This window comes from Vibrio sp. Vb2960 (assembly GCF_033337665.1).
GTDB lineage: Bacteria > Pseudomonadota > Gammaproteobacteria > Enterobacterales > Vibrionaceae > Vibrio > Vibrio alginolyticus.
The window spans coordinates 44,098-69,514 of sequence record NZ_JAWORD010000007.1; the positions used below are offsets into that span (position 1 = coordinate 44,098).

Annotated in this window: 29 protein-coding genes; 12 read left to right on the forward strand and 17 right to left on the reverse strand. The window is 43.4% G+C overall.

Going from position 1 to position 25,417, the window contains the following annotated elements; translation table 11 throughout:
• The first annotated feature begins 19 nt into the window (after positions 1 to 19).
• The 7 genes from lpxM to R7O03_RS07790 all read left to right on the forward strand — a co-directional run bounded on the left by lpxM (position 20) and on the right by R7O03_RS07790 (position 7,061).
• A complete protein-coding gene (lpxM, locus tag R7O03_RS07760; protein ID WP_017634970.1) occupies positions 20 to 1,006 on the forward strand; it encodes a lauroyl-Kdo(2)-lipid IV(A) myristoyltransferase in 987 nt (328 codons plus the stop codon).
• A complete protein-coding gene (locus tag R7O03_RS07765; RefSeq protein WP_213966804.1) occupies positions 1,003 to 1,725 on the forward strand; it encodes a glycosyltransferase family 25 protein in 723 nt (240 codons plus the stop codon). Before lpxM ends, R7O03_RS07765 begins: the two co-directional genes overlap by 4 nt.
• Positions 1,722 to 2,777 (forward strand): lipopolysaccharide heptosyltransferase II, encoded by a 1,056-nt coding sequence (gene waaF, locus R7O03_RS07770; RefSeq protein WP_064368919.1) that lies wholly within the window; start codon positions 1,722 to 1,724, stop codon positions 2,775 to 2,777. The genes R7O03_RS07765 and waaF overlap by 4 nt, the downstream gene beginning before the upstream one ends.
• Positions 2,771 to 4,045 carry a lipid IV(A) 3-deoxy-D-manno-octulosonic acid transferase gene (gene waaA / locus R7O03_RS07775; RefSeq protein WP_318131642.1) on the forward strand — a complete coding sequence of 425 codons (1,275 nt, stop codon included), beginning with the start codon at positions 2,771 to 2,773 and terminating at the stop codon, positions 4,043 to 4,045. The genes waaF and waaA overlap by 7 nt, the downstream gene beginning before the upstream one ends.
• 103 nt (positions 4,046 to 4,148) lie before the next feature.
• Complete coding sequence (locus tag R7O03_RS07780; protein WP_213966802.1) at positions 4,149 to 5,759, forward strand: aldolase catalytic domain-containing protein; 1,611 nt, start codon at positions 4,149 to 4,151, stop codon at positions 5,757 to 5,759.
• Positions 5,743 to 6,378, forward strand: coding sequence for an HAD family hydrolase (locus R7O03_RS07785; protein ID WP_047009435.1), 636 nt, complete (start codon positions 5,743 to 5,745; stop codon positions 6,376 to 6,378). Before R7O03_RS07780 ends, R7O03_RS07785 begins: the two co-directional genes overlap by 17 nt.
• Before the next feature lie 2 nt (positions 6,379 to 6,380).
• The gene (locus R7O03_RS07790) at positions 6,381 to 7,061 is read left to right on the forward strand and encodes a cytidylyltransferase domain-containing protein (RefSeq protein ID WP_318131643.1); all 681 of its coding nucleotides are present in this window, start codon (positions 6,381 to 6,383) and stop codon (positions 7,059 to 7,061) included.
• Positions 7,062 to 7,109: 48 nt separating this feature from the next.
• On the opposite strand, the gene R7O03_RS07795 is transcribed toward R7O03_RS07790, so the two are convergent.
• The 9 genes from R7O03_RS07795 to R7O03_RS07835 all read right to left on the reverse strand — a co-directional run bounded on the left by R7O03_RS07795 (position 7,110) and on the right by R7O03_RS07835 (position 14,137).
• Entirely contained in the window at positions 7,110 to 7,973 is an 864-nt protein-coding gene (locus tag R7O03_RS07795; RefSeq protein WP_213966801.1) for a hypothetical protein, read from the reverse strand.
• The gene (locus R7O03_RS07800; protein WP_017820715.1) at positions 7,970 to 8,902 is read right to left on the reverse strand and encodes a glycosyltransferase family 2 protein; all 933 of its coding nucleotides are present in this window, start codon (positions 8,900 to 8,902) and stop codon (positions 7,970 to 7,972) included. Before R7O03_RS07800 ends, R7O03_RS07795 begins: the two co-directional genes overlap by 4 nt.
• Positions 8,902 to 10,011, reverse strand: coding sequence for a DegT/DnrJ/EryC1/StrS family aminotransferase (locus R7O03_RS07805; RefSeq protein WP_017634981.1), 1,110 nt, complete (start codon positions 10,009 to 10,011; stop codon positions 8,902 to 8,904). Before R7O03_RS07805 ends, R7O03_RS07800 begins: the two co-directional genes overlap by 1 nt.
• Complete coding sequence (locus R7O03_RS07810) at positions 10,011 to 10,532, reverse strand: GNAT family N-acetyltransferase (protein WP_017634982.1); 522 nt, start codon at positions 10,530 to 10,532, stop codon at positions 10,011 to 10,013. The genes R7O03_RS07805 and R7O03_RS07810 overlap by 1 nt, the downstream gene beginning before the upstream one ends.
• Positions 10,519 to 10,932, reverse strand: coding sequence for a sugar 3,4-ketoisomerase (locus tag R7O03_RS07815; protein WP_054701130.1), 414 nt, complete (start codon positions 10,930 to 10,932; stop codon positions 10,519 to 10,521). The genes R7O03_RS07810 and R7O03_RS07815 overlap by 14 nt, the downstream gene beginning before the upstream one ends.
• A complete protein-coding gene (gene rfbA / locus R7O03_RS07820) occupies positions 10,933 to 11,799 on the reverse strand; it encodes a glucose-1-phosphate thymidylyltransferase RfbA (RefSeq protein WP_213966800.1) in 867 nt (288 codons plus the stop codon).
• Positions 11,799 to 12,863, reverse strand: coding sequence for a dTDP-glucose 4,6-dehydratase (gene rfbB / locus R7O03_RS07825; RefSeq protein ID WP_064368911.1), 1,065 nt, complete (start codon positions 12,861 to 12,863; stop codon positions 11,799 to 11,801). Before rfbB ends, rfbA begins: the two co-directional genes overlap by 1 nt.
• A gap of 144 nt (positions 12,864 to 13,007) precedes the next feature.
• Positions 13,008 to 13,718: a 3-deoxy-D-manno-octulosonic acid kinase gene (locus R7O03_RS07830; RefSeq protein WP_318131644.1), complete on the reverse strand. Its 711-nt coding sequence runs from the start codon at positions 13,716 to 13,718 to the stop codon at positions 13,008 to 13,010.
• 11 nt (positions 13,719 to 13,729) lie between these two features.
• On the reverse strand, positions 13,730 to 14,137 hold the full coding sequence (locus tag R7O03_RS07835; RefSeq protein WP_005395798.1) for a diacylglycerol kinase: 408 nt from the start codon (positions 14,135 to 14,137) through the stop codon (positions 13,730 to 13,732).
• A gap of 107 nt (positions 14,138 to 14,244) precedes the next feature.
• Between R7O03_RS07835 and R7O03_RS07840 the strand changes: the two genes are divergently transcribed.
• Genes R7O03_RS07840 through R7O03_RS07850 form a run of 3 tightly spaced genes read left to right on the forward strand, consistent with a single transcriptional unit; the run spans position 14,245 to position 16,888 of the window.
• Positions 14,245 to 15,300, forward strand: coding sequence for a glycosyltransferase family 9 protein (locus tag R7O03_RS07840; protein ID WP_017820712.1), 1,056 nt, complete (start codon positions 14,245 to 14,247; stop codon positions 15,298 to 15,300).
• A gap of 35 nt (positions 15,301 to 15,335) precedes the next feature.
• Complete coding sequence (locus R7O03_RS07845; RefSeq protein WP_005395793.1) at positions 15,336 to 16,103, forward strand: glycosyltransferase family 2 protein; 768 nt, start codon at positions 15,336 to 15,338, stop codon at positions 16,101 to 16,103.
• Positions 16,100 to 16,888, forward strand: a complete 789-nt coding sequence (locus R7O03_RS07850) for a glycosyltransferase family 2 protein (RefSeq protein WP_017634986.1) — start codon at positions 16,100 to 16,102, stop codon at positions 16,886 to 16,888. Before R7O03_RS07845 ends, R7O03_RS07850 begins: the two co-directional genes overlap by 4 nt.
• A 31-nt stretch (positions 16,889 to 16,919) precedes the next feature.
• Here R7O03_RS07850 and R7O03_RS07855 read toward each other — a convergent pair whose 3' ends face one another.
• The 8 genes from R7O03_RS07855 to R7O03_RS07890 all read right to left on the reverse strand — a co-directional run bounded on the left by R7O03_RS07855 (position 16,920) and on the right by R7O03_RS07890 (position 23,261).
• Positions 16,920 to 17,855 (reverse strand): glycosyl transferase family 90, encoded by a 936-nt coding sequence (locus R7O03_RS07855; protein ID WP_053307285.1) that lies wholly within the window; start codon positions 17,853 to 17,855, stop codon positions 16,920 to 16,922.
• Entirely contained in the window at positions 17,842 to 18,324 is a 483-nt protein-coding gene (gene coaD, locus R7O03_RS07860) for a pantetheine-phosphate adenylyltransferase (RefSeq protein WP_005395788.1), read from the reverse strand. Before coaD ends, R7O03_RS07855 begins: the two co-directional genes overlap by 14 nt.
• Before the next feature lie 86 nt (positions 18,325 to 18,410).
• On the reverse strand, positions 18,411 to 19,220 hold the full coding sequence (gene mutM, locus R7O03_RS07865) for a bifunctional DNA-formamidopyrimidine glycosylase/DNA-(apurinic or apyrimidinic site) lyase (protein ID WP_318131645.1): 810 nt from the start codon (positions 19,218 to 19,220) through the stop codon (positions 18,411 to 18,413).
• A 102-nt stretch (positions 19,221 to 19,322) separates the two neighbouring features.
• Positions 19,323 to 19,799 carry a hypothetical protein gene (locus tag R7O03_RS07870; RefSeq protein ID WP_025998646.1) on the reverse strand — a complete coding sequence of 159 codons (477 nt, stop codon included), beginning with the start codon at positions 19,797 to 19,799 and terminating at the stop codon, positions 19,323 to 19,325.
• 276 nt (positions 19,800 to 20,075) lie between these two features.
• Positions 20,076 to 20,246 (reverse strand): 50S ribosomal protein L33, encoded by a 171-nt coding sequence (rpmG, locus tag R7O03_RS07875; protein ID WP_004410866.1) that lies wholly within the window; start codon positions 20,244 to 20,246, stop codon positions 20,076 to 20,078.
• Positions 20,247 to 20,259: 13 nt separating this feature from the next.
• Positions 20,260 to 20,496: a 50S ribosomal protein L28 gene (gene rpmB, locus R7O03_RS07880; RefSeq protein WP_005384783.1), complete on the reverse strand. Its 237-nt coding sequence runs from the start codon at positions 20,494 to 20,496 to the stop codon at positions 20,260 to 20,262.
• Between the two features lie 302 nt (positions 20,497 to 20,798).
• Positions 20,799 to 21,473 (reverse strand): RadC family protein, encoded by a 675-nt coding sequence (radC, locus tag R7O03_RS07885; protein ID WP_318131646.1) that lies wholly within the window; start codon positions 21,471 to 21,473, stop codon positions 20,799 to 20,801.
• Positions 21,474 to 21,587: 114 nt separating this feature from the next.
• A complete protein-coding gene (locus R7O03_RS07890; RefSeq protein ID WP_213869616.1) occupies positions 21,588 to 23,261 on the reverse strand; it encodes a methyl-accepting chemotaxis protein in 1,674 nt (557 codons plus the stop codon).
• A gap of 193 nt (positions 23,262 to 23,454) precedes the next feature.
• Here R7O03_RS07890 and coaBC point away from each other — a divergent pair, with 193 nt between their 5' ends.
• Both coaBC and slmA read left to right on the forward strand, forming a co-directional pair.
• Complete coding sequence (gene coaBC, locus R7O03_RS07895) at positions 23,455 to 24,654, forward strand: bifunctional phosphopantothenoylcysteine decarboxylase/phosphopantothenate--cysteine ligase CoaBC (RefSeq protein WP_005384780.1); 1,200 nt, start codon at positions 23,455 to 23,457, stop codon at positions 24,652 to 24,654.
• A 171-nt stretch (positions 24,655 to 24,825) separates the two neighbouring features.
• Positions 24,826 to 25,416: a nucleoid occlusion factor SlmA gene (gene slmA, locus R7O03_RS07900; RefSeq protein ID WP_005379386.1), complete on the forward strand. Its 591-nt coding sequence runs from the start codon at positions 24,826 to 24,828 to the stop codon at positions 25,414 to 25,416.
• The last annotated feature ends 1 nt before the right edge of the window (position 25,417 follow it).

Sequence of the window (25,417 nt, forward strand, 5' to 3'; positions counted from 1 at the left end):
ATAGGTAACTAGACACGCCATGACCATAAAACGTGATGACTTCGACCCTAAAGCATATAACCCTGAGTTTAAGCGCCACTTTCTGTCGCCTAAGTACTGGGGCACGTGGTTAGGTGTTATCTTATTTTTACCTTTATCATTAATGCCACTGGGTTTACAAAAGTGGTTGGCGAAAACCATAGCCAAAAAACTGTCGAAATCCCACAAGGGGCCAGCTCACCGAGCGAGGGTTAACTTTGAGCTGTGTTTTCCGGAAAAGTCGTTCCAAGAACGTGAAGCTTTGATAGAAAAAACACTCTACACAGCAGCCATGTTCTTTTTTCGCTTCGGGTTACTAAGTTTACGCTCACCAAAATGGCTTCAGAACCGTTGCCAAATTCGCGGCCTAGACATTTTACGACAGCACATTGATAACAACGAAAATGTGATTTTAATGGTTCCCCACTCTTGGGCAATTGATGTGCCTGCTATCTTGCTCGCGTCAATGGGAATGCCAGTTTCTGCAATGGCGAAGAAACAAAAGAATGATGTTGCTGACTGGCTAATGCACAAGCAAAGAGTCCAATACGGTGGCCGTGTTTATGAACGCTCAGGTGGCATTAAGCCTTTCCTGAAATCCATTCGAGATGGCTATGTAGGGTATTACCTACCCGATCAAGATCACGGCCCAGAGCATAGTGTGTTTGTGGATTTTTTTGCAACACGTAAAGCAACGCTACCTGGTTTAGGCAAAATTGCGAAACTATCACGCTCAAAAGTACTGCCTCTATTTGCGTCGATGAACACTGAAGATGGTACGTTTGATATTGAGATTTTACCAGCGTTTGAGCTGGATAAAGGCGAAGAGCAAGACGCTCGTACCTGTAATGAAGCCATTGAATATTTTGTCGGTGATAAACCCGAACAATATATGTGGGTACTACAGTTGCTGCACTCTCAAGAAGACGGCAATAACTATTACAATTTGTTTAAACCAAGATATAACAGCGACTGGAAAGTGCAGTGAAAGTATTTGTCGTAAGCTTGGCTCGATCGCTAGATCGCCGAGAACGTATTGAAGAAAAGTTAAAACAACAAGGCATTACGTTTGAATTTTTTGATGCAGTAGATGGCTCTGTTGACCGTTTTCTTCATTCAGAAAAAAGTCGTCCTACCATTACTCTACGCCGCAAAGGGTATCAATTAAAAACCAGTGAAGTCGCCTGTTTTGCAAGCCATTACGAGTTGTGGGTTCGCTGTGTTGAGCTTGATGAACCGATCGTCATCTTAGAAGACAACGTCGACCCCGTAGAAGGGCTGAAGCAAGTACTCGAACATACCCTTCCATTGACTTCTAATTATGACTACATCAAGTTGTCTGCCACTCAGAAGCGTGTATTCACCCCAATCGTACCTATTGATGATAATCATATGCTAGGGGGATACTCAGCAGGCACTTGTGGTACCACCGCTTATATCGTCACACCTAAAGCAGCCTCAAAGTTTGTTATGCATGCTCAAGAGTTTATTGAACCAGTCGATGACTACATGGAAAAACCATGGAGACATAGTGTTCAAGTTTACAGCGTGTCTCCAGATCTCTTTACTAGAGCAGAGATTGCTTCGACGATTGGTGGTAAAAGAAAAGATAAATCCAAAATGACTCTTGCGAATAAAATATACGCTGAACTTTTTAGAACTTATGAGTCAATTTTGAAATTCCTATACTGGAAAAACAAAGCATGAAGATTTTAGTCATTGGCCCTGCATGGGTCGGCGATATGGTAATGTCGCAATCGTTATATATCGTATTAAAGCAACGCCATCCAGATAGCCAAATTGACGTTATCGCTCCAGGATGGTGTAAACCGATTCTTGATCGTATGCCAGAAATCCACCAAGCGATTGAAATGCCTATCGGTCATGGTGAGTTTAACTTATTAGGCCGCAGGGAAATTGGTAAATCATTACGTGAAAAGCAATATGACCACGCCTATATCTTGCCTAAATCAGCGAAATCAGCACTGATCCCATGGTTTGCCAACATTCCTCTTCGTACTGGCTGGAAAGGAGAAATGCGCTATGGTTTATTGAATGACTTACGCCCTAACATGAAGTCTTTTCAGTACATGGTAGAGCGCTATGTAGCGTTAGCTTATCCAAAAGCAGAAATGGTGGATTCTAACTCTCTTGGCGGGCTTGAAACTTTACCTCGCCCACGCCTTGCAATCAACGAAGCAGAGCAACAAGCCACGCTCAAAAAGTTCAACTTAACGCAAGACCAACCAATTATTGGACTGTGCCCAGGAGCAGAGTTTGGTCCTGCCAAAAAATGGCCCGAAACACACTACGCTGAAGTTGCGACTCAAATGGCTCGTTCTGGGCATCAAATCTGGTTGTTTGGTTCTCAAAAGGACTTAGAGACTTGTAACAATATTCGCGCACTTGTTCCGACGCAATTCCATGAGGACATTCACGTTCTAGCAGGCCAAACCAGCTTAATTGAAGCGGTCGACTTACTTGCTGCATGTAAGACTGTTGTCGCGAATGACTCAGGCTTAATGCATGTGGCAGCTGCGGTTGGTTGTAATGTTGTTGCCGTGTATGGCTCAACTTCACCGAAGTACACCCCCCCACTCGCAGAAAAAGTGGAGATTGTTCATACCGATATTGATTGTCGCCCTTGTTTCCAGCGTGAATGTCAATACAAACACCTTAAGTGTTTGACAGAACTTTCGCCTAAGCAAGTGCTAGATAGTATCCAAAAACTTGACGCCATTACGATAAGCTCATGTTAGTTCGTATTGTTTATACCTTACTACTCGCCCTAGCGTCACCGCTGCTTTTATTTGGTTTGTACAAGAGCAAACCAAATAAGCCTCAGTTTGGCTCTCGCTGGAAAGAGCACTTTGGCATAACTCCCAAGCTAAAAAGCAACGACAAACCTATTTGGATACATGCCGTATCTGTTGGTGAAAGCATAGCAGCAACACCTTTAATTAAAGCCCTTAAGGAACAAAACCCCGAACAATCTATTCTAGTTACTACAACAACAAGTACCGGAGCTGAACAGATTGCTAAGTTGGGTGATTTAATTGAACACCGCTATATGCCAATTGACTTTGGTTTTGCTATCAAAGGTTTTCTTAAATCAGTACAACCAAAACAAATGTTGATCATTGAGACTGAGCTGTGGCCAAACACGCTTCACCATGTTTACAAAGCGGGTATCCCTATAACAGTCGTGAATGCTCGCCTATCTGAAAAATCGTGTCAGAACTACGCCAAAATACAGCGGCTTTTTAACCAGCTTCATCCATGCCTAACTCAAGTACTCTGCCAAACGGATTCAGATGCAGAGGGCTTCGAACGCTTAGGCGTTGAGAAAAAGAAACTATCCGTTACTGGCTCGATTAAGTTCGATATTCAAATATCAGAGCAAGTGAAACAGCAAGGACAGCAGCTTCGAGCCCAACTTGGAAAGGATCGTCCAATTTGGATTGCAGCTAGCACCCACAAAGGCGAGGACGAACAGGTATTAGATGCACATAGACAAGTTTTAAAATCTCATCCAAATACATTACTTATTTTGGTTCCTCGCCATCCAGAACGATTTGATGATGTATTCACGCTTTGCCAACAGCAAGGATTTAAAACTGTGCGTCGTACTTCAACGCATGCAGTAGAGACGAATACTCAAGTATATCTCGGCGATACAATGGGTGAGATGCTAACGTTGATGGGCGCAGCGGACATCTGCTTTATGGGTGGAAGCCTAATTGGAGATAAGGTTGGTGGGCACAATGTGCTAGAGCCTGCCATGTTAAAAAAAGTCATCATTACTGGCCCCAGCTATTTCAACTTTAAGGAGATTGTTGAAAACTTACTAGCTGTGGATGGTATCTTAATTGTGCCAGACTCAACGACCCTTGCCCTAAGGACTACAGAGATCATTTCTCAACAAGATAAATATTTACTCCGAGCTTTGCATGCTAATAAATGGGCCTCATCCAATCAAGGCGCTCTAAACCGAACAATGAGCTTACTCCCCCAAAGTGATAACTAATAACTTAATAATTAGTTTGATAAATACCTCACTTTTACTATTAAGCTTGTATGTTTTACTGTACTAAGCACTTTACCTGTTTAACTTAAAAAGAATATCCATTATGCAAAAAATTTTAGACTGTACTCTTCGCGATGGTGGCTACTATAACCACTGGGACTTTTCACCAGAAGTCGTTGACGCTTACCTCACAGCAGTTGCAAAAGCTAAAATTGATTATGTTGAGTTAGGGCTTCGTAACTATCCTAAGTCTGTTTACAGTGGTCCATTTGCTTATACGACTGAAGAGTTTCTAAACACGCTACACCTACCGAAAGGTCCGACATACGGCGTAATGGTTGACGCAAAAACTTTGCTAGATGCGGGTAAACCTGTTGTCGCTGCCATCAATGATCTTTTTGTACCAGCACAAGAAAGTAAAGTTGATCTCGTTCGTATCGCGGCACATTTCAATGAAGCAGAGCAGTGTGAAAGCATGATTAAAGCTTTCAAAGAAATGGGGTATATCGTTGGCTTAAATCTGATGCAAGCGGGCGGAAAACCATCCCAAGTTATTGCGGAAAAGGTACAGGCGGTAGCAAAAGCAACCCCTGATGTTATCTATTTTGCTGACTCTCTCGGAAATATGGATGGTGCAGAAGTCACTCGCATTGCCGAAATTGTAAAGCAAAACTGGGATGGCGACATTGGTATCCACACCCATAACAACATGGGTCAAGCAATGTCCAATACGATGACTGCTCGTTCGAATGGTGTTACATGGTTGGATGTGACCGTTACCGGAATGGGACGAGGCGCTGGGAATGCCCAGACCGAAAACCTGCTCGCCGAACTTGATGGACTAGATAAATACTTGCCAACAGCAATATATGAACTAGTTATTCGCCATTTTGAGCCAATGCAAAGAAGATACGGTTGGGGCTCAAGCCTTCTATATTACTTGGGGGCCAAAAACGATATTCACCCAACTTACATCCAGAATATGCTTTCAAATCCTAATTACGGAACAGAAGAAATTGTTGGTGCTATCGAGCATTTAAAAAAGCTAGAAGGTACAACAAGCTATAATGGTGATGTCTTAGAAGAAGCGCTTACTGTAGGGAAAATAAGCCAACCGACTGAAAGCCAATCAGATCTATCAGGTATCTTTTCAGGAAAAGAAGTCTTACTGGTCACTAATACGCCCAATACGGCAACACATAGAGTCGCGATCGAAACATACATTAAAACTCGAAAGCCTATCGTAATTGGCATCAATACAAAGCATGAGATTGACACTGAGCTTTTCGATTACTTTGCTGTATCTCATAACTCTAAATACTTGTCAGAAAGCAGCCATTACTCAGAGGTAGCCAAACCCGTATTTTTGCCAAAGAACCGCTTTGACGAAGACGAGCTAAGTAAATTTAGTAATATTTCTATGATTGATTACAGTAGCACCATAGAGAAGGATACTCTCACCGCCCATAAAAACTACTGTACACTACCGTATGATAATACCGCTGCATATGCGTTATGTATCGCTTTTATAGGTCAAGCGCAGAAGATATCTCTCGTTGGTTTTGATGGTTATGATGTGACTGACCGACGCCAAATGGAAATGAATGAGATCTTTAGCATGGTTAGTCAACAGTTTGGAAGTACATCAATTCAAGCGTTAACCCCAACCACTTATCCAGTAAAAGCAGGGTCTATTTATGCACCCGCTATTTAATGGCTATGATACTGTTATTTTTGACTGCGATGGCGTGATCCTAGACTCAAATAACCTCAAAATTGATGCCATGCGTAATGCTTTACGCATGGCCCAAGTATCAGAGCTCGAAATAGACAATTGTTGCAATTACTTTAAAGCTAATTTTGGCAAATCGCGTTTTCATCATGTGAGTTACTTTGTTGAACATTTCATCCTAAATACAGATGAAGCATTGTACGAACGTATACTAAGCTTCTACTCAAAGCAGTGTGAAGAGCTATACATGGAAGCTCAACTAACGCCTAATTTTATTGCAGCAATTACAGATTGCCCAGCCAAACTCTATGTAGCGAGTGGATCTGCTCAAGACGAATTACGAGAAGTATTTGTTAAAAGAAAGCTGGCGCAATATTTTACGTTAATTCTAGGATCACCTACCGCGAAAGCAGATAACGTTGCAACCATCCTAAAGGAGTCTTCAGGCACGGCTCTAATGATCGGTGACGCATTATCAGACTTTCACGCAGCCAAAGAGAATAATATTGATTTTCTTGGCTATCTTCCTTTTTCAAATGTAAAAGAAGAGCTTGAAAGCTTATCAAAAAGTGAAGGTTTCAATATTCTAAGGAGTTGGTAAGCATGAGTGTCCATGTCTTTTTACCATGCCGAAAAGGCAGTGAACGTATCCCAAACAAAAACACCAAAGACTTTGCTGGTGTAAAAGGTGGGTTGCTAAAAATCAAACTGGATCAGTTAATCAATATAACTGATCTAGATTCGATAGTCGTATCTTCAAACGACGACGTTGTTCTAGAGTTTGCTTCAACATATAAAGATTCTCGCATACGAATAGATGAACGCCCAGATCACTTAGGCTCAAGTTCAACAAGCACTGATGATCTTATTAGATACGTTCCTTCGATTATTACTACAGGTCACGTACTTTGGACTCATGTAACCTCGCCTTTCCTCGATGAATCCGGTTATCGTGCAATTCTAAGACAATATCTCGCGAGCCTCTCTGAAGGATATGATTCATTAATGACAGTCAAAGAGCTACGAGGTTTTATTTGGAATAAAGACAGACCGATTAGCTACGATCGTAATATAGAAAAATGGCCAAGAACTCAGACGATTGAACCTTTGTATGAAATCGATAGCTCAGTCTTTTTAAATAGCGTCGAAAACTACAAAAAACTAAATGACCGAATTGGACTAAAGCCTTCTATGTACATACAGGATGCAGAGAGCTCAATTGATATAGATTGGCCAGAAGACTTTACTTTCGCTGAATCTATGTGGTTACAGAAAAATAAATGATCATCGGTAAATAGACATTACAATTGTAGCGTCTATTTACCTGTCATTTCATTGTCTAGGATAAGCATCGATCATAGAGAAACTAGACCTATTCACGATTTTTACCCCTTTGAGCTCAGCCCATTTATTTAACAATTGATGTGCATAAAACGTCAAGAAAGTTAATCGCATCAAGTCCGTCATATTAAAAGGTTTGACCTTTTGAGGATTTTCTAGGAGCGGCAACTTCTCTTCTTTTCCATAGAAATGCTTGTAGACCATATAAAGCCGGTTGCTCTCTTGATCAACATGGACATCATTATGGAAGCTCATATCCGCTCCAAATATTTCCACTGAATCATATTCACATAGAATTGCTACATACACAGCAAAGATAAGCACATTGACAGCTGGAGGTGCGACGATACCAGAAGATAGTGCCATTGGGCCATATTTAATATTAGTTACATTACTAGGAATTGCTCGCAGCACTTTTATCGCTATGTTGCTGTTTTTGATATTGCCTTGAATGAACTCTCTGTCAGCAAAGTCAGGAATAATCAATTGCATTTCCCAAGACACAAGTTCATTTAGATCTTTAAACAATTTATCTCTTTTTTCCACCAGAGAGCTATGGGTGGTTTCATCCCAGAAATAGCTATCAATTAAAATATATTTATTAGGTTTCAACGCCGTAAAATGCTCAGACTCTGAGAAATGATTAACAGCAATCACATCACTATCTGTACCAATACTATTAATATCTGACTTTAAGGATGGTCCATTACCTAAAACCGTACATTTCTCATGTGTACGATAAAAGTCTTTAGGTGAATCAGTGCTTTTATCGCTTCGCTTTTTGAATGAACGGAAAGTTGAAGAAAAATGCCTCTTCATACTTATCGATTGCTTTATATTTTTAATTTTATTCATCTTAACCTACGCAAAACTTTTAAAACCGTTCGATAATCCAGCGTTTTAACAAAATAACAAATCGCTTCGCTGTACAAAGCAGACTTTGATTGTGAAAGTGATGCCATAAACTCAGCGGTACACATACGCTTTTTAATCGCACTCACAACTTTAGTGGCGTTTTTACTCTCTGCATCTCGCAAGTTCATTTTAAGATCTTGCAGTTCACGCTGAGCATTAATTACTGTGTTGTCATACCTTTCTTCACGTGTTTCTTTTGCGAACGTTGATATGCCACCCAATCGATATTGGATCCATTTTTTGTTTTCATGATGAATACCATTTAACAAAAAGGCTCGAAGGACATTGATGCGATCTTCATTGATGATGTCTTTGTTGTAAGGAGCAAACTCGTTCAGTACATCAGAGGTAAAAGCGGCGCAACAACCATCTACTGCACACTTTCTATTAATAATATTTTCGAGTGTGTACGGCTTTTTATTTTGCTTAATCGATTCAAATGACTCAATAACATCGCCTTGCTCAGAAATTTTGTCGTAACCACCAATAATTAAGCTTGGTTTGCCATTTTTCAACCAGGCTTCATAAGTTTCCTCAACTCGGCTCGGCATCGCTATATCATCGCCAGCTTGTACAATAATAAGCTTATTTTGGTATTGCCCCCGCAAGGAGTTGATTTGGCTAACTAAACCAACATTTTGCTTATTGTGGCGATATTCAATATTTAATCCTTTAGGCGCAAACTCTAAAAGCGATAGAATTATTTTATGACTATCATCAGGTGAACAGTCATCCAAGATCAATAATTGGCTTGGCCACACGGTCTGGTTCAATGCCGCTGGCAATGTTTTCTCAAGATAACGAGATTGTTTATAACAAAAGAAGACATAAACCACGTCTTCTAATACTTGCACATGCTCTTGTGTCATTACTCAACCTTAAAAGAGTTGATTGCATCGACTACTTCTTGACTCTCGTCTTCACTCAAGTAGGACGACATTGGCAATGACAGCACCTCATTTTGTAACTGCTCAGTCAACGCTAATGACAGATGACCAAACTCTTTATAAGCCTGCTGTTTATGCGGCGCTATCGGGTAATGTACTTGTGTTTGAATACCATGCTCTGATAAATGCTTAACCAATGCATCTCGGTGTGAAGTTCGCACCACAAACAAATGCCATACATGTGCCTCAGGCTCTGTCACTTCCGGCAAGATAATATTCGGGTTGTTGATTTCGCGTAAGTAAAATGCCGCCAGCTCCTGACGCGCTTTCGTCTGCGCTGGAAGGTAGTTCAGTTTCACTGACAACATCGCCGACTGAATTTCATCCAAACGACTGTTCAGACCTTGATAAAGATTCTGGTATTTAACATGTGAACCGTAGTTTCGAAGGGCACGCAAGGTTTCGGCAAGCTCTTCATCGTTGGTCGTAATAGCGCCACCATCACCCAATGCACCTAGGTTTTTACCCGGATAGAAGCTAAAGCCTGAGGCGTCACCCCATGCTCCAGACTTCTTACCATCAAGTGTCGCACCATGAGACTGGGCGCTGTCTTCCAACACGAGAAGATTGTGTTTTGTTGCCAACGCCATAATCGCTGGCATATCGGCCAACTGGCCGTACAGGTGCACCGGCAAAATGACTTTCGTCTTTTCTGTAATCGCCGCTTCAATCGCTTCAGGACTGATATTGTGCGTCTGCTCATCCGGCTCCACAAACACCGGAACCAAGTCCGCTTCGGTGACCGCCAATACCGATGCGATATAGGTATTACCCGGTACGATAACTTCATCACCTTTGTTGATTTTTCCTAGCTCTCGCCAAGCCTTTAACGTCAGTGTTAAAGCATCTAAGCCATTCGCAACGCCTATACAGTGTTTAACACCACAGTAGTCAGCAAATGCTTGTTCAAACTGTTCCGTTTCCTTGCCAAGGATATACCAGCCAGATTCAATCACGCGTGCACAGGCTTGTTTCAATTCGTCTTCGTACTCGGCATTTAAGCGCTTTAGCTCTAAAAAATTAACGTTCATTATCTACCTAGGATTTTTTCACACTTCAATTTCATTGGCTCAATATCTGACGGGTATATTTCATAAAGATAATCCAAGTCTGTATCGCCAACGAGTCGAGCACCGAACTTTTCATGGAATTTGTTTACCGCATGGTTATCTTTGCGAACATCGAAGTGGCATTTTTTAAAACCCAACACATCAAAGCCAAATTGATAAACTAAAAGAGCACTTTCGAGGGCAGCGTAACGTGTTTTTTCATGATTCAGGATCCAACTTCCCCAACAAAAAGAAACACCTTTAAAGTCGTAAAGTCTAACTGTTCCGCATTTGGTTCCATCTAGCCTCTCTATAATGAAGTAAAACTGCTTCTTTTGTTGCTCGTCCTCTTTATACGCTCTTATCCATAATCTTTGTGCTTCAACACTCGTATCGCATTTGGACAAGTGTGTATTGTATTTTTCATCACCTCGAAGCTGAGTTATAAACTCTGCATCATCTTCTTGAACAAGGCGAAGTTGTATTGTCTTACTTTTCAGCATGTTTGTTTACCACATTCAAAAATTCAGCATAATCGCGTATGTAATCGGCTTCATCATATAATTCACTAGCGACAACCATTAGCACACAATCTTCAGAAAAGTCGTGCATCTCACGCCATTTTAAGCCTTTGATATGCAGTCCTACATCGGGAGAGGAAAGCGTCACTTTCTCTTTTGTGGTGCCATCATCAATAACGAAAGTCACGCTACCTCTCATGCAGATAGCGACTTGCTCTAAGTCGTAGTGTGCATGAAAGCCCCTAGCTAAACCGCTTTGTGTATCAAAAATGTAGTAAATACGTTTGATATCAAACGGAATGTTTTTGTGTTGCTCTAACGAGATTAGTGAACCTCGCTCATCACCCATTTTCTGAAAAGATATTAGCGGTATATTTGACATTTATTCTTCCAATAACTCTAGAAGATAGCGGCCATAATCGTTTTTAGATAAGGCTTTTCCTGCAGCTTGAATATGATCTCGTGTTAACCACCCTCGGCGATAAGCAATCTCTTCTAAGCAAGCCACTTTATAACCTTGTCGTTTCTCGATCGTTTCGACAAAGTGAGCAGCTTCAAGCAAGCTGCCATGTGTCCCCGTGTCTAACCACGCAAAGCCGCGCCCTAGCACGTCAACCGTCAACTTCCCTTGCTCTAAGTAAGCTTGGTTAATACTTGTAATTTCTAACTCGCCACGATGAGACGGTTGAATAGTTTTGGCAATGTCCACGACGTGGTTATCGTAGAAATACAGCCCGGTCACAGCGTAATTGGATTTTGGCTTGACTGGCTTCTCTTCAATCGATAACGCTCTCATATCTTCGTCAAATTCCACCACACCAAAGCGCTCAGGATCTTTCACTTTATAGCCAAAGACCGTCGCACCTTCCGTCAAAGCAGCAGCTTGCTGCAACTTCGGAGTGAACCCTTGTCCATAAAAGATGTTGTCACCCAGCACTAAACATACTGAATCATCGCCAATGAATTCTTCGCCAATGATGAACGCTTGAGCTAAGCCGTCTGGGCTTGGTTGAATCGCGTATTGCAACTCAATGCCAAACTCTGAGCCATCACCCAATAGGCGCTGAAATCCTTCCTGGTCTTCTGGCGTGGTGATGATCAAGATTTCACGAATACCAGCTAGCATGAGTACCGACAACGGGTAGTAAATCATTGGTTTGTCATAAACCGGCAGTAACTGCTTAGAGACACCGCGTGTAATAGGGTAAAGGCGAGTGCCCGAGCCACCTGCTAAAATAATGCCTTTCATTATTCGCCCGCTCCTAATCGCTCTAAACTGTATGAACCATCAAGCACGCGTTGCCACCATTGCGGATTATTGAGGTACCATTCCACGGTTTTGCGAATACCGCTTTCAAACGTTTCTTCTGGCGTCCAGCCAAGCTCTTGAGCAATCTTGGTGGCATCAATTGCGTAACGCACATCATGACCTGGGCGATCTTTCACATACGTGATCAAAGATTCATAAGACTCAACACCTGCAGGTTTGTTTGGTCGCAGCTCTTCAAGCAAAGCACAAATGGTTTTCACCACTTCGATGTTGGCTTTTTCGTTATGGCCACCAATGTTGTAGGTTTCACCGACTTCACCTTCGTTGACCACTTTGTACAGCGCGCGAGCATGGTCTTCCACAAACAGCCAATCTCGGATCTGCATACCATCACCATACACAGGCAACGGCTTGCCATCGAGGGCATTTAAAATCATCAGAGGGATCAACTTCTCTGGGAAGTGGTACGGGCCATAGTTGTTGGAGCAATTAGTGATAAGTGTTGGTAAGCCATAAGTACGTTGCCAAGCGCGAACCAGGTGATCGCTCGAAGCTTTAGATGCAGAATATGGGCTGCTCGGCGCGTATGAAGTGGTTTCGGTGAACAAATCATCCGTTCCCTCTAAATCACCATACACTTCATCCGTAGAAATATGATGAAAACGGAATGCCGATTGGCGCGCTTCATCTAAGCCCGACCAATATTGACGAGCCGCTTCAAGCAAATGGTAAGTGCCCATCACGTTGGTCTCAATAAAAGCAGCAGGACCATCAATAGAGCGATCGACATGAGACTCGGCGGCCAAATGCATAACCCTATCGGGTTGATGCTCTGAAAACACGCGATCTAGTTCAGCTCGGTCACAGATATCTACTTGCTCAAAGTAGTAACGTTCACTCTCTGAGACATCAACCAGTGATTCTAGATTCCCTGCGTAGGTCAGTTTATCTAAATTGATGACGGTATCTTGGGTGTCACGAATGATATGTCGGACAACAGCTGACCCAATAAAGCCTGCTCCACCGGTTACTAATATTTTCATTACAAATGTTACCTACGTTAATTTTTGTGCCATCAGATACACATGAATACTTTATGATTATTGTAGTTTATAGACTCACTCGAGCATCGTTAGACTCAAGAAGGCTTACTTAGAGCAATCAACATAAAATGATAAAAAACTCAATTAAGATTGAGAAGCATAACCGTCCTGAAAATGTTCAAAATCGGATTCTTGCCAAATAATCTGTCGCTTTAAACGCTCTTTATTAAATGAACGCAGAAGTCTATTTAGATTTTGATGCTTCCAGTCACCAGAAGTTTCAAAACGACACTTATCAAAATCGATAATCCATACCTTATCTTTGTCGTCGATCAAGATATTGTGGATATTCAAATCAGTATGGTTAACGCCAACCTGATGCATCTTGGCAATTTCTTTCCCTATTTTCTGATACATTTCTACCGATAAAGACTGTTCTTGCAAGATACTAACCAGATCTCTGGCGTTTGGGATTCGCTCACTTAATAAATCAGCTTGATAGAAGAGTCCTGACTTTACGGCTCTTGCTGCAATAGGACGAGGAACGTGCACCCCAGCCTCAATTAGCGCCAACAAAAGCTGAAACTCTTGCGCACAACGGGTGTTATCCCAGCCAGAGAACCAATAATGATCGTTAACTAACTTCCCAAACAAACCGCCACGACGGTAATGACGTAGTGCCGCTTGCATGTTCTCTAGTTGGATAAACCATGTCGTGCCTCGCCCCGTCGCACTGCCAACCACCTTGTCGGAGGACTGCCAGTATTCCTCATCAAATATCGGTTGGCTAGGGTCTGTAATGATCTCGTCATCAAACCAGATCACTTGGTTGTTGTTTTTATACTGTTGAATCATACGCTCACCCTCTAGCCTAAATACCGGCTGGCTAATATATACAACCAAGTAAATGCAGCAAACGCCAAAGCAACCATAACGGCAGCAGAGCCTATATCTTTAGCTCGACCACTGAGTTCATGCCGTTCAATACCGATACGATCAACCACTGCCTCAATCGCTGAGTTTACAAGCTCTACAATCAAGACTAATACCACGACCCCGATCATTAAGATACGCTCAACCATGCCGACATCCACTAGCCAAGCCAAAATCACGGCGATACTCAACAGAGCCAACTCTTGTCGAATGGCAGCTTCATGCTTAAAAGCCGCTTTTAATCCTTGGATCGAATAACCCGTCGCTTTAACGATACGCTTTAGCCCGGTGTTACCCGGCTTGCCAGATTCTTGCGATTGATGTGGTGTTGTCTTTGACATTGCAGAACACTTATCAGTACTTAGCTATATTCGAGCCGTGTATTTTACATTTATTGGGGATGTCTGCATAATTTACCTGCCTCTATTCATCGAATCAGACAATAATTATGTTCACTTCTGCCCCATCGTCACTATGCGTCTTGCGTTTGTCCGCTATCGGAGACGTTTGCAATACTATCGCCAGCATTCAAGCTATTCAGAAACACTGGCCTTCGACCCAGATTACTTGGATAACGGGTAAACTTGAAGCCCAGTTATTAGCCGCCATCGATGGTGTAGAAGTGATTGTTTTTGATAAAAAAGCGGGACTTGATGGCTACAAATCACTTTGGCGACAGCTGAAAGGCAGAGAGTTTGATGCGCTATTGCATATGCAGTACGCGATTCGAGCGAGTGTCGCAACGTTGGGCATTAAAGCAAAATACAAACTTGGTTTCTCTTCTGATAGAAGCCAGGACTTTCAAACACTATTTACCAATGTCAAAGTGCCTTCCCCGCAATCTCTGCATGTCGCAGATGGCTTAATGGCCTTTGCCCATCAAATTGGGGTACCAAAGGCAGGACTAGACTGGGTACTTTCTTATTCAGACCACGATCAAGCTTGGGCAGAGTCTCATATTTCTCGTAGTAAACCTAACCTGCTGATTGTGCCTGGTGCGAGCAAAGCTTATAAAAACTGGAACGCGGAAGGTTATGTGGATGTGATTCATCACGCCAGAGCAAAAGGCTGGAACGTGATTCTGGCAGGCAGCCCTGCTCAGGTAGAATTGGATCTGGCAGAGGCCATTCAATCTCGCTTGGAAGAACCGTGTCTAAATTTAGTTGGACAAAGTTCAATTCTGCAAATGCTTGCGTTAATAGATAAGGTTGAAATGGTCATCGCCCCCGATACCGGACCAGCACACATGGCGAATGCAATGAAAACACCAATCATCGGGCTCTATGCACACCATAATCCGCTGCGAGTGGGACCTTACCGTTATCTAAAATACGTTGTCTCAGTGTATGAAGAAACGATCTTTGCGGAAACAGGTAAAAACAGTCACGAGTTAAGCTGGCGAACTCGCGCTAAAGATGAAACGGCAATGAACCGCATTACCAGCACTCAAGTAATGAGCATGTTCGATCAAGTCTTAGAAGATTTGTATCCTCAATACCAGTAAACTTACTGTCTTGATTTGTTAAGAAGGAAATGACCTTGTCCAAACCAACCTTAGCCGTTGCCTTAATTGTAAAAAATGAAGAGAAGCACTTACAAGCTTGTCTAGACACAGTAAAAGATTGGGTCGATGAGATTGTCCTTCTAGACTCGGGCAGCACTGATCGCACCGAAGAAATCGCCCGACAATACACAGATAAGTTTTACACCAACCTAGATTGGCCAGGATTCGGTAAACAGCGCCAACTGGCGCAGCAATACGTTACGGCAGACTACGTTTTGTGGCTTGATGCGGACGAACAAGTCACTCCAGAGCTAAAAGAAAGTATCTTACACGCGGTATCAGCCAATAAGCCGAACGTTTTATACAAACTTAATCGACTAAGCTCAGCGTTTGGTAAGTTCATCTACCATTCTGGTTGGTCTCCAGACTGGATTGTGCGCTTATATCGCACCGAATATACACAATATAATGATTCGCTCGTTCATGAAAAAGTTGATGAGAAAAACTATCAAACTGAAAAACTGGATGGTCGACTGCATCACTACACTTACGAGCACCTTCATCATTACATCAATAAAACCACTGGCTACCTCAAGGCCTGGACGGATGAACGTGAAGGTAAAAAGAAAGCGGGGTTAACGACCGCTATCGTTCACGCTCTTGCTAGCTTTTTGAAGATGTATGTTCTCAAACGAGGCTTCCTTGATGGCAAGCATGGCTTCATTCTAGCTTGGCTAAGCATGCACTCTACTTTTGTAAAATATATCGATCTCTACTTACGTGAACAGGCAAAAAAATCATGAAAACGACTTTAATTATCACCACTTACAACTGGAAAGAAGCATTAAAAGCGGTGTTAGAAAGCGTGAAACGTCAAACCGTTTTGCCTGACGAAGTAATTGTTGCAGATGACGGTTCTCGAGACGATACCAAAGCAATGATCGACCAACTGCGTGACGGCTTTCCAGTACCACTTATTCATAGCTGGCACGAAGATAATGGCTTTCAACTTTCAATGAGCCGCAACCGCGCGATCGCCAAAGCATCAGGTGACTACCTCATCATGATTGATGGCGACATGGTGCTGTCCCAAACGTTTATTGAATCACATAAGCAAGTCGCAAAACCAAATTGGTTTGTGCAGGGCGGACGTGTGTTAACGGATGAAAGCTGCAGCAAGGCCATCATGGAAAACGGCTTAGTGCCTTCCATTTTCAGCAAAGGCATTCGCAATCGTAAAAACTGCATCACCAACGCTTTGCTATCGAAATGGTTCTCTTACGAGCGCAATAACGATAAAGCCACTCGCGGTTGCAACATGGCGTTTTGGCGACAAGATGTCATCGAGGTGAATGGCTTCAACCAAGATTTTGTTGGATGGGGACGCGAAGACAGCGAGTTTGTTCATCGCATGTTGAATGCGGGTAAGTCACGTCTTTACCTAAAATTCGCAGGTGTAGGCTACCACTTGTACCACGTAGAAAACTCTCGCGCGTCACTCGGACAAAATGACGAGATTTTAGAGAACACCATTAAAAACAAGCTTAAACGCTGTGAGAATGGTGTTGATCAATTTCTAGAAGCTTAAGATTATAAAAAAGGGGCGTTTCGCCCCTTTTTTATTGTTGCTGAGATAAAGCGAAGTACTTATCGGCAACCATCAATGAGATCAAACGCTCTTTACGTTTATCTTTGAACTGCTCAACCCACTGGTGCGCATTTTCAATGATCGCTAATGCTTCTTGCTCATTCGCTAGGTAATAATCCATCTTTTCGGGCAAATCCGAATAGTCATCCTTCACTTCAACATAGTGGACGCCTGCCTCTAACTTACCTTCCATAAACCAAGTCTCATATTTTGGCTTTGACATAATAACCAAGGAGTTAGACGACATAGCCCACTTAAGGTTGGTGGCCACATCATTGCCTTCTATACAGAGCAAAAACTTATACTGCAGTTGCTCTTCAATACTCATAAAGCCCTTTTCCCATGGTTTCCCTTCTACCGGGCGGGTCTGGCCAATATTGCATTGCGGATGGTTGTAAAACGCATGAATCACCTTTTTACGATGCGGCTGAAAACCCACGCCACGCCACGCTACCATGTCCTTTTTATCTTGATAGCGAACAGGATCATCAATAAATTTAAAATGACGAACTTGATTAAGTTTCAACACCACTGAATTTTGGTTGCTACCAAAAATAGGGCGGCTTTTTATAAAGCTCGGTACATTGGGAATGTGTGTAACATCACCGTTGATGTAGTTAAACGCAAAACTGGAAGGGAAATAGCGTACAACTTGGCGAAGATCGAAAAAATACGTCCAACCTTTCGTTTTTTTGAATGTATCGACAGTCGCGTAACTTTGTTCTCGGCTATCGACTGAAAACGGCGTTTCACACTTGTTGTAATAGTTCACCCGCTCCAGGCAGAGTTGCTTCTCGGCTTCAGTTAAATTCGAAAGTAAACGCTTGGCTTGTGCTCGATATACAAAACGAGGGATAAGTATCGAGAGAGCGTTTGAGAAATAATAAGGGAATTTACTGTCTTTCATTCAGTTTTTCCCCAATCGCGATGGCTACTGGCTTGGGAACGAACTGATCGATACTTCCGCCATGAATGGCCACTTCTCTCACGATAGTCGACGATAGAAACGCAAACTCTTCTTCAGGTGTCAAAAATACACTTTCGATACCTGGTAACAGCTTTCGATACATGTTGGTCAGTCCAAACTCGTATTCAAAGTCTACCGTTGTTCGCAAACCACGAATAAGAACCTTAGCTTGCTCATCTCTCGCGAAATCCACTAATAACCCAGAGAACCCCTTTACCGTCACACCAGGTAAATGCGCTACAACGTCCTGCATCAGTGCAACACGCTCTTCCAATGAAAACATGGTGTTCTTCGATGGGCTTGCGGCTACGCCAATCACAACCTCATCAAACATTTCGTGAGTACGTTCTATTAGATTGAGGTGACCATTAGTCACTGGATCAAAAGTGCCCGGATAAATGACTTTCATATAATTTACTAAGTTATTCGAAACTGATTGAATTATTGAGGCTCTAGCGCAAGATTACAACAACTTAAGCTCGATATTAGCTCGTCTTACTTCTGACACTCACCACAAAAGAAGGTATTACGCTGCCCTATTTTTAGCTCTTGAAGTCGTTCGCCGCATTCTGGGCATGGCTCTCCGGCTTTTCCGTAAACCAATAACTCTTGTGCAAAGTAACCCGGCTTTCCATCGGCTTGCGCAAAGTCTTTCAGCGTAGTCCCACCTTGCGTAATGGCAATCTCAAGTATCATTTTGATATTTTCAACAAGTAACCCCCACTCTTGAGAAGTTAGCTTACCTGCAGGCCTTGAAGGGTGAATTCGAGATTTAAACAACGACTCATTCGCGTAGATGTTCCCGACACCAACCACGACTTTGTTGTCCATGATGAACTGCTTGACGGCGACACGCTTATTTTTAGCTTTCTCCGCTACATATTCCGCATTGAACTCTTCAGTTAAAGGCTCAGGCCCCATGTTTGCTAGTACAGCATGTGACTCGTCAGGAGCACACCACAGCCATGCCCCAAAACGACGCGGATCGTTATAACGCAGTATTTTTCCACTGCTTAGTTTGAGATCCACATGATCGTGCTTTGCTGGCGGAAAGTCAGCATCTAGGACACGTAAAGACCCAGACATGCCCAAGTGAACAATGGCTGTACCTGTGTTTGTCTCGATCAGTAAGTATTTCGCACGACGACTAATCGCACGGATCACCTGCCCTTCCAATTTTTTAAGCTCTGTAGGAATATCCCAGCGCAATTTAGGCGTTCGAAAAGTAAACGACTGGATCGTTTGTCCAACCATGTGGGGGCTAATTCCCATACGACTGACTTCAACTTCTGGCAACTCAGGCATTAGATTCTCCAATTCACCGGCTAATAGTTCTCGCTGCTAGCATAATCGAAAAGAAAAACGATAAATAGGGAAGCTTATTAGGGGTATAGGCGCAAAAAGGCTCTACTCTGGCATAAGGTAGTTTTCATCGACGGAGATAGCGACCCATTTGTCTTGCCAGGTTTTAAATAGCCAAAAATCAGGTAAACGAAAGAAAGTCACCCGCTGCGGCTCTTCGAGATCCTGATACCAAACTTCTACCGTTTCAGGTACCGCCAGGTTAGGTTTTAAATGATCGTACTGTTCTGAGGTAAGCTCGGTCCCTTCCAATGATTGCCAGCGTGATACAAGTTCACTGATCGGTGCATCAACTTTGATGTTGGATTGCCACCGTCCATCATGCAGCTCGAACTCCCAGCCACTATAGTACAAAGACTCCACCGTATAGTCGGAGCGAAGTACATTTGGGTAAGGGTCTGCTTGATCTGTTAATAGGTAAGTTTTGATCCACATCGGCGCATTTAAGATCACTATAAACGCGATAATGCCCAGAATAAGAATATTGTTCCATCGGCGGCGACGAGCCGGACTCACACGCATAACCATCTCTACTCTCTTATCGTTATGAGTAAATTACCAAAGAGTATTGAGCTTGACTAGAACAACGGTGTGCAAGTGTGTAGGGAAGTGGTAACTAAGCGGCAGAGAGCGATCAATCAAAAATTCGAGTATAGAGTCGGACCAGTAAAATAACTTCAGCAGTACTTTATAATCCGATGACGTACTGAACACTTTATCTTCAGCACTTTTATTCAGGTAATAAAAAACCCAACTCGAAAGTTGGGTTTTTCAATTCATCAAAGAGACTGAAACCAATTATTTGATTTTTGCTTCTTTGTACATAACGTGCTGGCGAACTACTGGATCAAACTTTTTGATCTCAAATTTGCCTGGCATGTTACGCTTGTTCTTATCAGTTGTGTAGAAGTGGCCTGTACCTGCAGAAGATACTAGACGGATTTTCTCACGAACGCCTTTCTTTGCCATTGCTTATTTCCTCTTAAACGTTTTCGCCACGTGCACGCATGTCTGCAAGAACAGTATCAATACCTTTCTTGTCGATGATGCGCATACCTTTAGCAGATAGACGTAGTTTAACAAAACGTTTTTCGCTCTCTACCCAGAAACGATGAGTTTGTAGGTTCGGCAGAAAACGACGCTTAGTAGCATTTCGTGCGTGTGAACGGTTGTTACCCGTTACTGGACGCTTACCAGTTACTTGGCATACTCGTGACATGAATGTCTTCTCCAAAATCGTTTCAGCTCGATATCAACCTTGGTGGCCGAACCTCTCTATCTCTCGAAAAGAAGTTAGAGGTTAAGAACCGCTATGGAAAATCCATACAAGGCTATCAAAGGTCGCGCATTATACTAACTTGATATGCATTGCTCAAGACCCGAACAGATCCTTTTTACAGGTTTTCGTGATCTTTTTTTAGACAGCAGATTTTTTTAGCAGTCCAAGCTGAATTCAGTTAAAAATTTAGTGGCGTGGATGATAGCAGATTTTTAGCAACTAACAACCTAAAAAACGCACAGTTACATCCAGCCTCTTTCAGCAAAAGAGACACTTTCCCCATCTCCGATGACGAAATGGTCCAAAATACGAATATCCACCAATGCTAATGCGTCGGTGAGACGCCTTGTAATCCTTCTGTCAGCTTGGCTCGGCTCAGCGACGCCTGAAGGATGATTGTGCGCTAGAATCAAAGCCGCCGCGTTATGATGCAGAGCACGCTTGACGACTTCTCTCGGATACACCGACGCTGCATCCAACGTTCCTTCAAATAAAATTTCATCTTTTATCACTCGGTGCTGGTTATCGAGAAAAAGAATATAAAAAGCCTCTCTGTGCCGATCCCTTAAAATAGAAGACAGATATAACTTAGTTTGGTCGGGGCTGGTTAAGGCATCACCACGCTTTAGCGTCTCCGCCAAGTAACGTTGTGTCATTTCTAGTACCGCTTGCAACTGAACATACTTGGCTTGCCCTAATCCTTTGTGACGACAAAACTCTTCTTCTGATGCTGAAAATAGTTGTCTGAGCGAACCAAAGTCTTGAATAAGGAAGTCTGCAAGCTCAATCACGTTCATTCCGCGGGTGCCTGTGCGCAAGAAGATGGCCAGCAGTTCGGCATCGGTCAAAGCTTGCGGCCCTCGTTGCAGTAGCTTCTCCCTGGGCATGGACTCATTTGGCAAAGCTTTCAGTATCATCTGATGTCTCTTTATATGGAAAGTGTCCCTATTCCACAAAACAAAAAGCGAAAGTCGAGTATGACTTTCGCTTTCTTCGTACCATCAGTGCTTTCCATGCAACTTAACAGTTCATCAGAGTTTAAAGTTGCCAACCAAGCCGTGAATTTCCGTTCCAGACTGTGATAGCTGCGTGCTGATTGACTCGGCATGCTGCAACGTCTCATTAATGTTGTTCACGATCTGTTGAATAGCCACTAAGTTTTGGTTGATGTCTTCTGCAACCGCACTTTGTTCTTCTGCGGCAGACGCGGTTTGAATACCCATATCTCGAATTGTTCCGATAGAATGATGAACACCAGAAAGAGATTGCTGAATGAGCGCAGATTCTTCCGCCGTTTTGACACCTCGTTTTTGGCTCACCGACATCGTACTGACCGCTCTTGATACACCATTTTGTAGCTGCTTGAGCATGTCGCCAATTTCATGAGTACTATTTTGCGTACGACTGGCTAACGAGCGCACTTCATCCGCAACGACGGCAAACCCTCGACCTTGCTCACCGGCTCTAGCCGCTTCAATCGCCGCATTTAGGGCCAACAAATTCGTTTGCTCGGCTATCTCGCCAATCACATCCAGCACTTTGGTTATTTTTTCGGTCTGTAAACTCAACTCAGAAATTGCATCTGACGTGCTGTCTATCTCCGTCACGAGTTCGGTAATGCCTTCTATTGCTTGCTCGACCTCATGTTGAGCGGCGGTGACTTGACTGTTGGCATCGTCAATTGCCTGCGCGGTCGCATTGGTATTGCTGGCTACTTCTTTGGCAGTCATGCTCATTTGCGTCACTGCCGTCACGACTTTGTCCGTCTCTAAACAGTGATCCTGCATTTGACCGCTCGCTTGGCTGGTCTGAGTGTTCAGGCTTTGAGAAACGGTCTGTACTGTCGTCGCAGAGCGATGAATGTCCTGCATCAGTGGGTGCAGCTTATCCATAAACTCATTAAACGCGGCCGCCACTTCACCGACTTCATCCTGACTTTCGACTTTTAAACGAGCCGTTAAGTCACCGCCGCCTGCGGCAACATCTTTTAATGAAGCCGCGACATGTTGTAATGGCTGAATGCCTTTAGACACCACGATACTGGTGAGAACACTGGTAATGATCAATCCAATAACGGAAATCAACACGGCAGATAATGTATGCTCTTTTAGCTCTTGAGTCTTTAACTCTCTGTGCATCGCAACTTGCTGGTCGATGTCATCAATATAAACGCCAGTACCTAAAACCCAGTCCCATTTCGATAGATATTCTGCATAGCCCAACTTAGGCGCTTGTGCGTCAATGGTCGGTTTGTGCCACGAGAAATAGAGGAACCCATCCCCTTTTTGAGAAGCGTCAATCAAGCCCGCAATAACTGCGACCCCATTTTCATCTTTTAAGTCGTAAAGGTTTTTACCCTCTAATGCAGGTTTGATGGCGTGCAACGTATTCACACCTTGAGAGTCGTAGGCAAAAAAGTAGCCATCGCTTTCAAAGCGCATGGCTTTCAGAATTTCTTTTGCTGCCTCTTTATTACTTCCATTTACATCCGTGTCGTATAACGGTTTTATCGCCGTCACGCCCATCATCATATAGGCTTGTAACTCTTTCTTTTTCGTTTCGATGAGCTCTTGCCTGTCTCTTGCCAGCTCCGCTTCCAAACTTTTACTGCTGTTGATGTAATACACCACTGAGATCAACGTGGTGATCAACAACAGCGGAATTAGGGTTATCAGCAGCAATTTGTTTCGACTTTTCAACACCATGGTTTCCACTACCTCTTTTTCTTTTCAGACTTGCAAACTCCGCGCAACTTGTCTGTGAGGTAGGCGAGAATTTTCCCTTCCTCGGTCAGATTAATACTCTGGAGTTTGATGTGAATTATCTTCTCGTTATATATGCTCGGGCGGTCAGACTTTGAATTGTGTTAAAATCCGGTCATCAAATTGGAGATCTCACATGCAAACACTAGCAGGAAAGAAAATTCTACTCGGCATCAGTGGCGGTATTGCCGCGTATAAATGTGCGGAGCTAACCCGTCGCCTCATAGAGAGAGGAGCGCAAGTTCAAGTTGTAATGACGAAAGCCGCAAAAGAGTTCATTACCCCTTTAACCATGCAAGCCGTTTCGGGCCGTCCTGTCTCGGACAGTTTACTAGACCCAGCAGCGGAAGCCTCTATGGGCCATATTGAATTGGCCAAATGGGCAGATTTAGTGCTATTAGCGCCCGCGACCGCGGACTTAATCGCGCGCATGTCCGCAGGCATGGGGAACGATTTACTTACTACGCTCGTGCTCGCGACGGATTCCCCTGTTGCTGTTTCTCCTGCGATGAATCAACAGATGTATCGCAATATCGCAACCCAAGAGAACATCGCTACGTTAGCGCGTCGTGGTATGCACATCTGGGGCCCTGCGGCAGGAGAGCAAGCCTGTGGTGATGTGGGACCAGGTCGAATGCTGGAACCAATGCAGCTAGTACATCTATGTGAACAGTTCTTTCAACCAAAATTGCTAGAAGGTAGGTCGATACTCATTACCGCCGGACCAACTCGCGAAGCGATTGATCCAGTGCGTTACATTACGAACCATAGCTCCGGGAAAATGGGCTATGCATTGGCGAGCGCCGCAGCGCAGATGGGAGCAAAAGTCACCCTCGTGAGCGGTCCTGTCAGTTTAAATACGCCCGTAGGTGTTGAGCGCATAAATGTTTCCAGTGCACAAGAGATGCACGAAGCCGTTATGACACATGCAAACCAGCATGATGCCTTTATTAGCTGCGCTGCCGTTGCCGACTACCGCCCACAAACGATCGCGTCTCAAAAGTTGAAAAAGACAGAAGACAACGACGAAATGGTCATTAATATGGTTAAAAATCCTGATATTGTTGCATCTGTGGCAGCAATGACGGAGAAGCGTCCGTTTACCGTCGGTTTTGCGGCTGAAACCAATGATGTAGAGACCTATGCTCGAGGCAAGTTAACAAAGAAAAACCTCGATATGATCTGTGCAAACGACGTTTCGGTTGCAGGGCAAGGATTTAACAGCAACGACAACGCAATTACCCTTTACTGGCCTGAAGGTGAACTTGCGCTCGCTTTAGAATCAAAAGAAGCATTGAGCTTTAAAATTCTCGAAAAAATGCATCAATTGATGTAACTAACGTTTGAAAACCCTGCCAATTTTTTACAAAAGCTGGCATAAATTTGGTACAAAAATGACAACTAAGGGTGTTAAATCTCCCATTCCACCCTTAGTGGTCTAGTTTGAGGCGAAATAGCGTCTTATAATCCCCTCCGCTCAACTTTGTATTTTGAAAGGAAGTAACTAATGGCCGGCAGTAAAAAATCCAACCGTCGTGAAGAAATCTTACAAGCATTGGCAGAAATGCTTGAATCAACAGATGGCGCTTCACGCATTACTACGGCAAAACTGGCCAAGCAAGTCGGCGTTTCAGAAGCCGCGCTGTATCGTCATTTCCCAAGTAAAGCGCGCATGTTCGAAGGGTTGATTGAGTTCATTGAAGAAGCCTTGATGACACGTATCAACCGTATTCTAGACGACGAAAAAGATACACTAGAGCGTATTCGTATGGTGATGCACCTTATTTTGGCGTTCTCTGAACGTAACCCAGGTCTGACACGCATTTTGTCGGGTCATGCTCTAATGTTTGAAAATGAACGTCTACGTGAACGCATCAATCAACTCTTTGAGCGTATAGAAACACAATTGCGCCAAATCCTGCGTGAACGTAAGATTCGTGAAGGGAAGTCCTTCCCTGTCGAAGAGCGCATCCTAGCCGCGCAAATTCTGGGGCAAGTTGAGGGGAGCCTAAACCGCTTTGTGCGTAGCGACTTTAAATACCAGCCGACTGCAAACTTTGACGAGTACTGGGCGCTTTTGAGTGCACAAATAAAGTAAA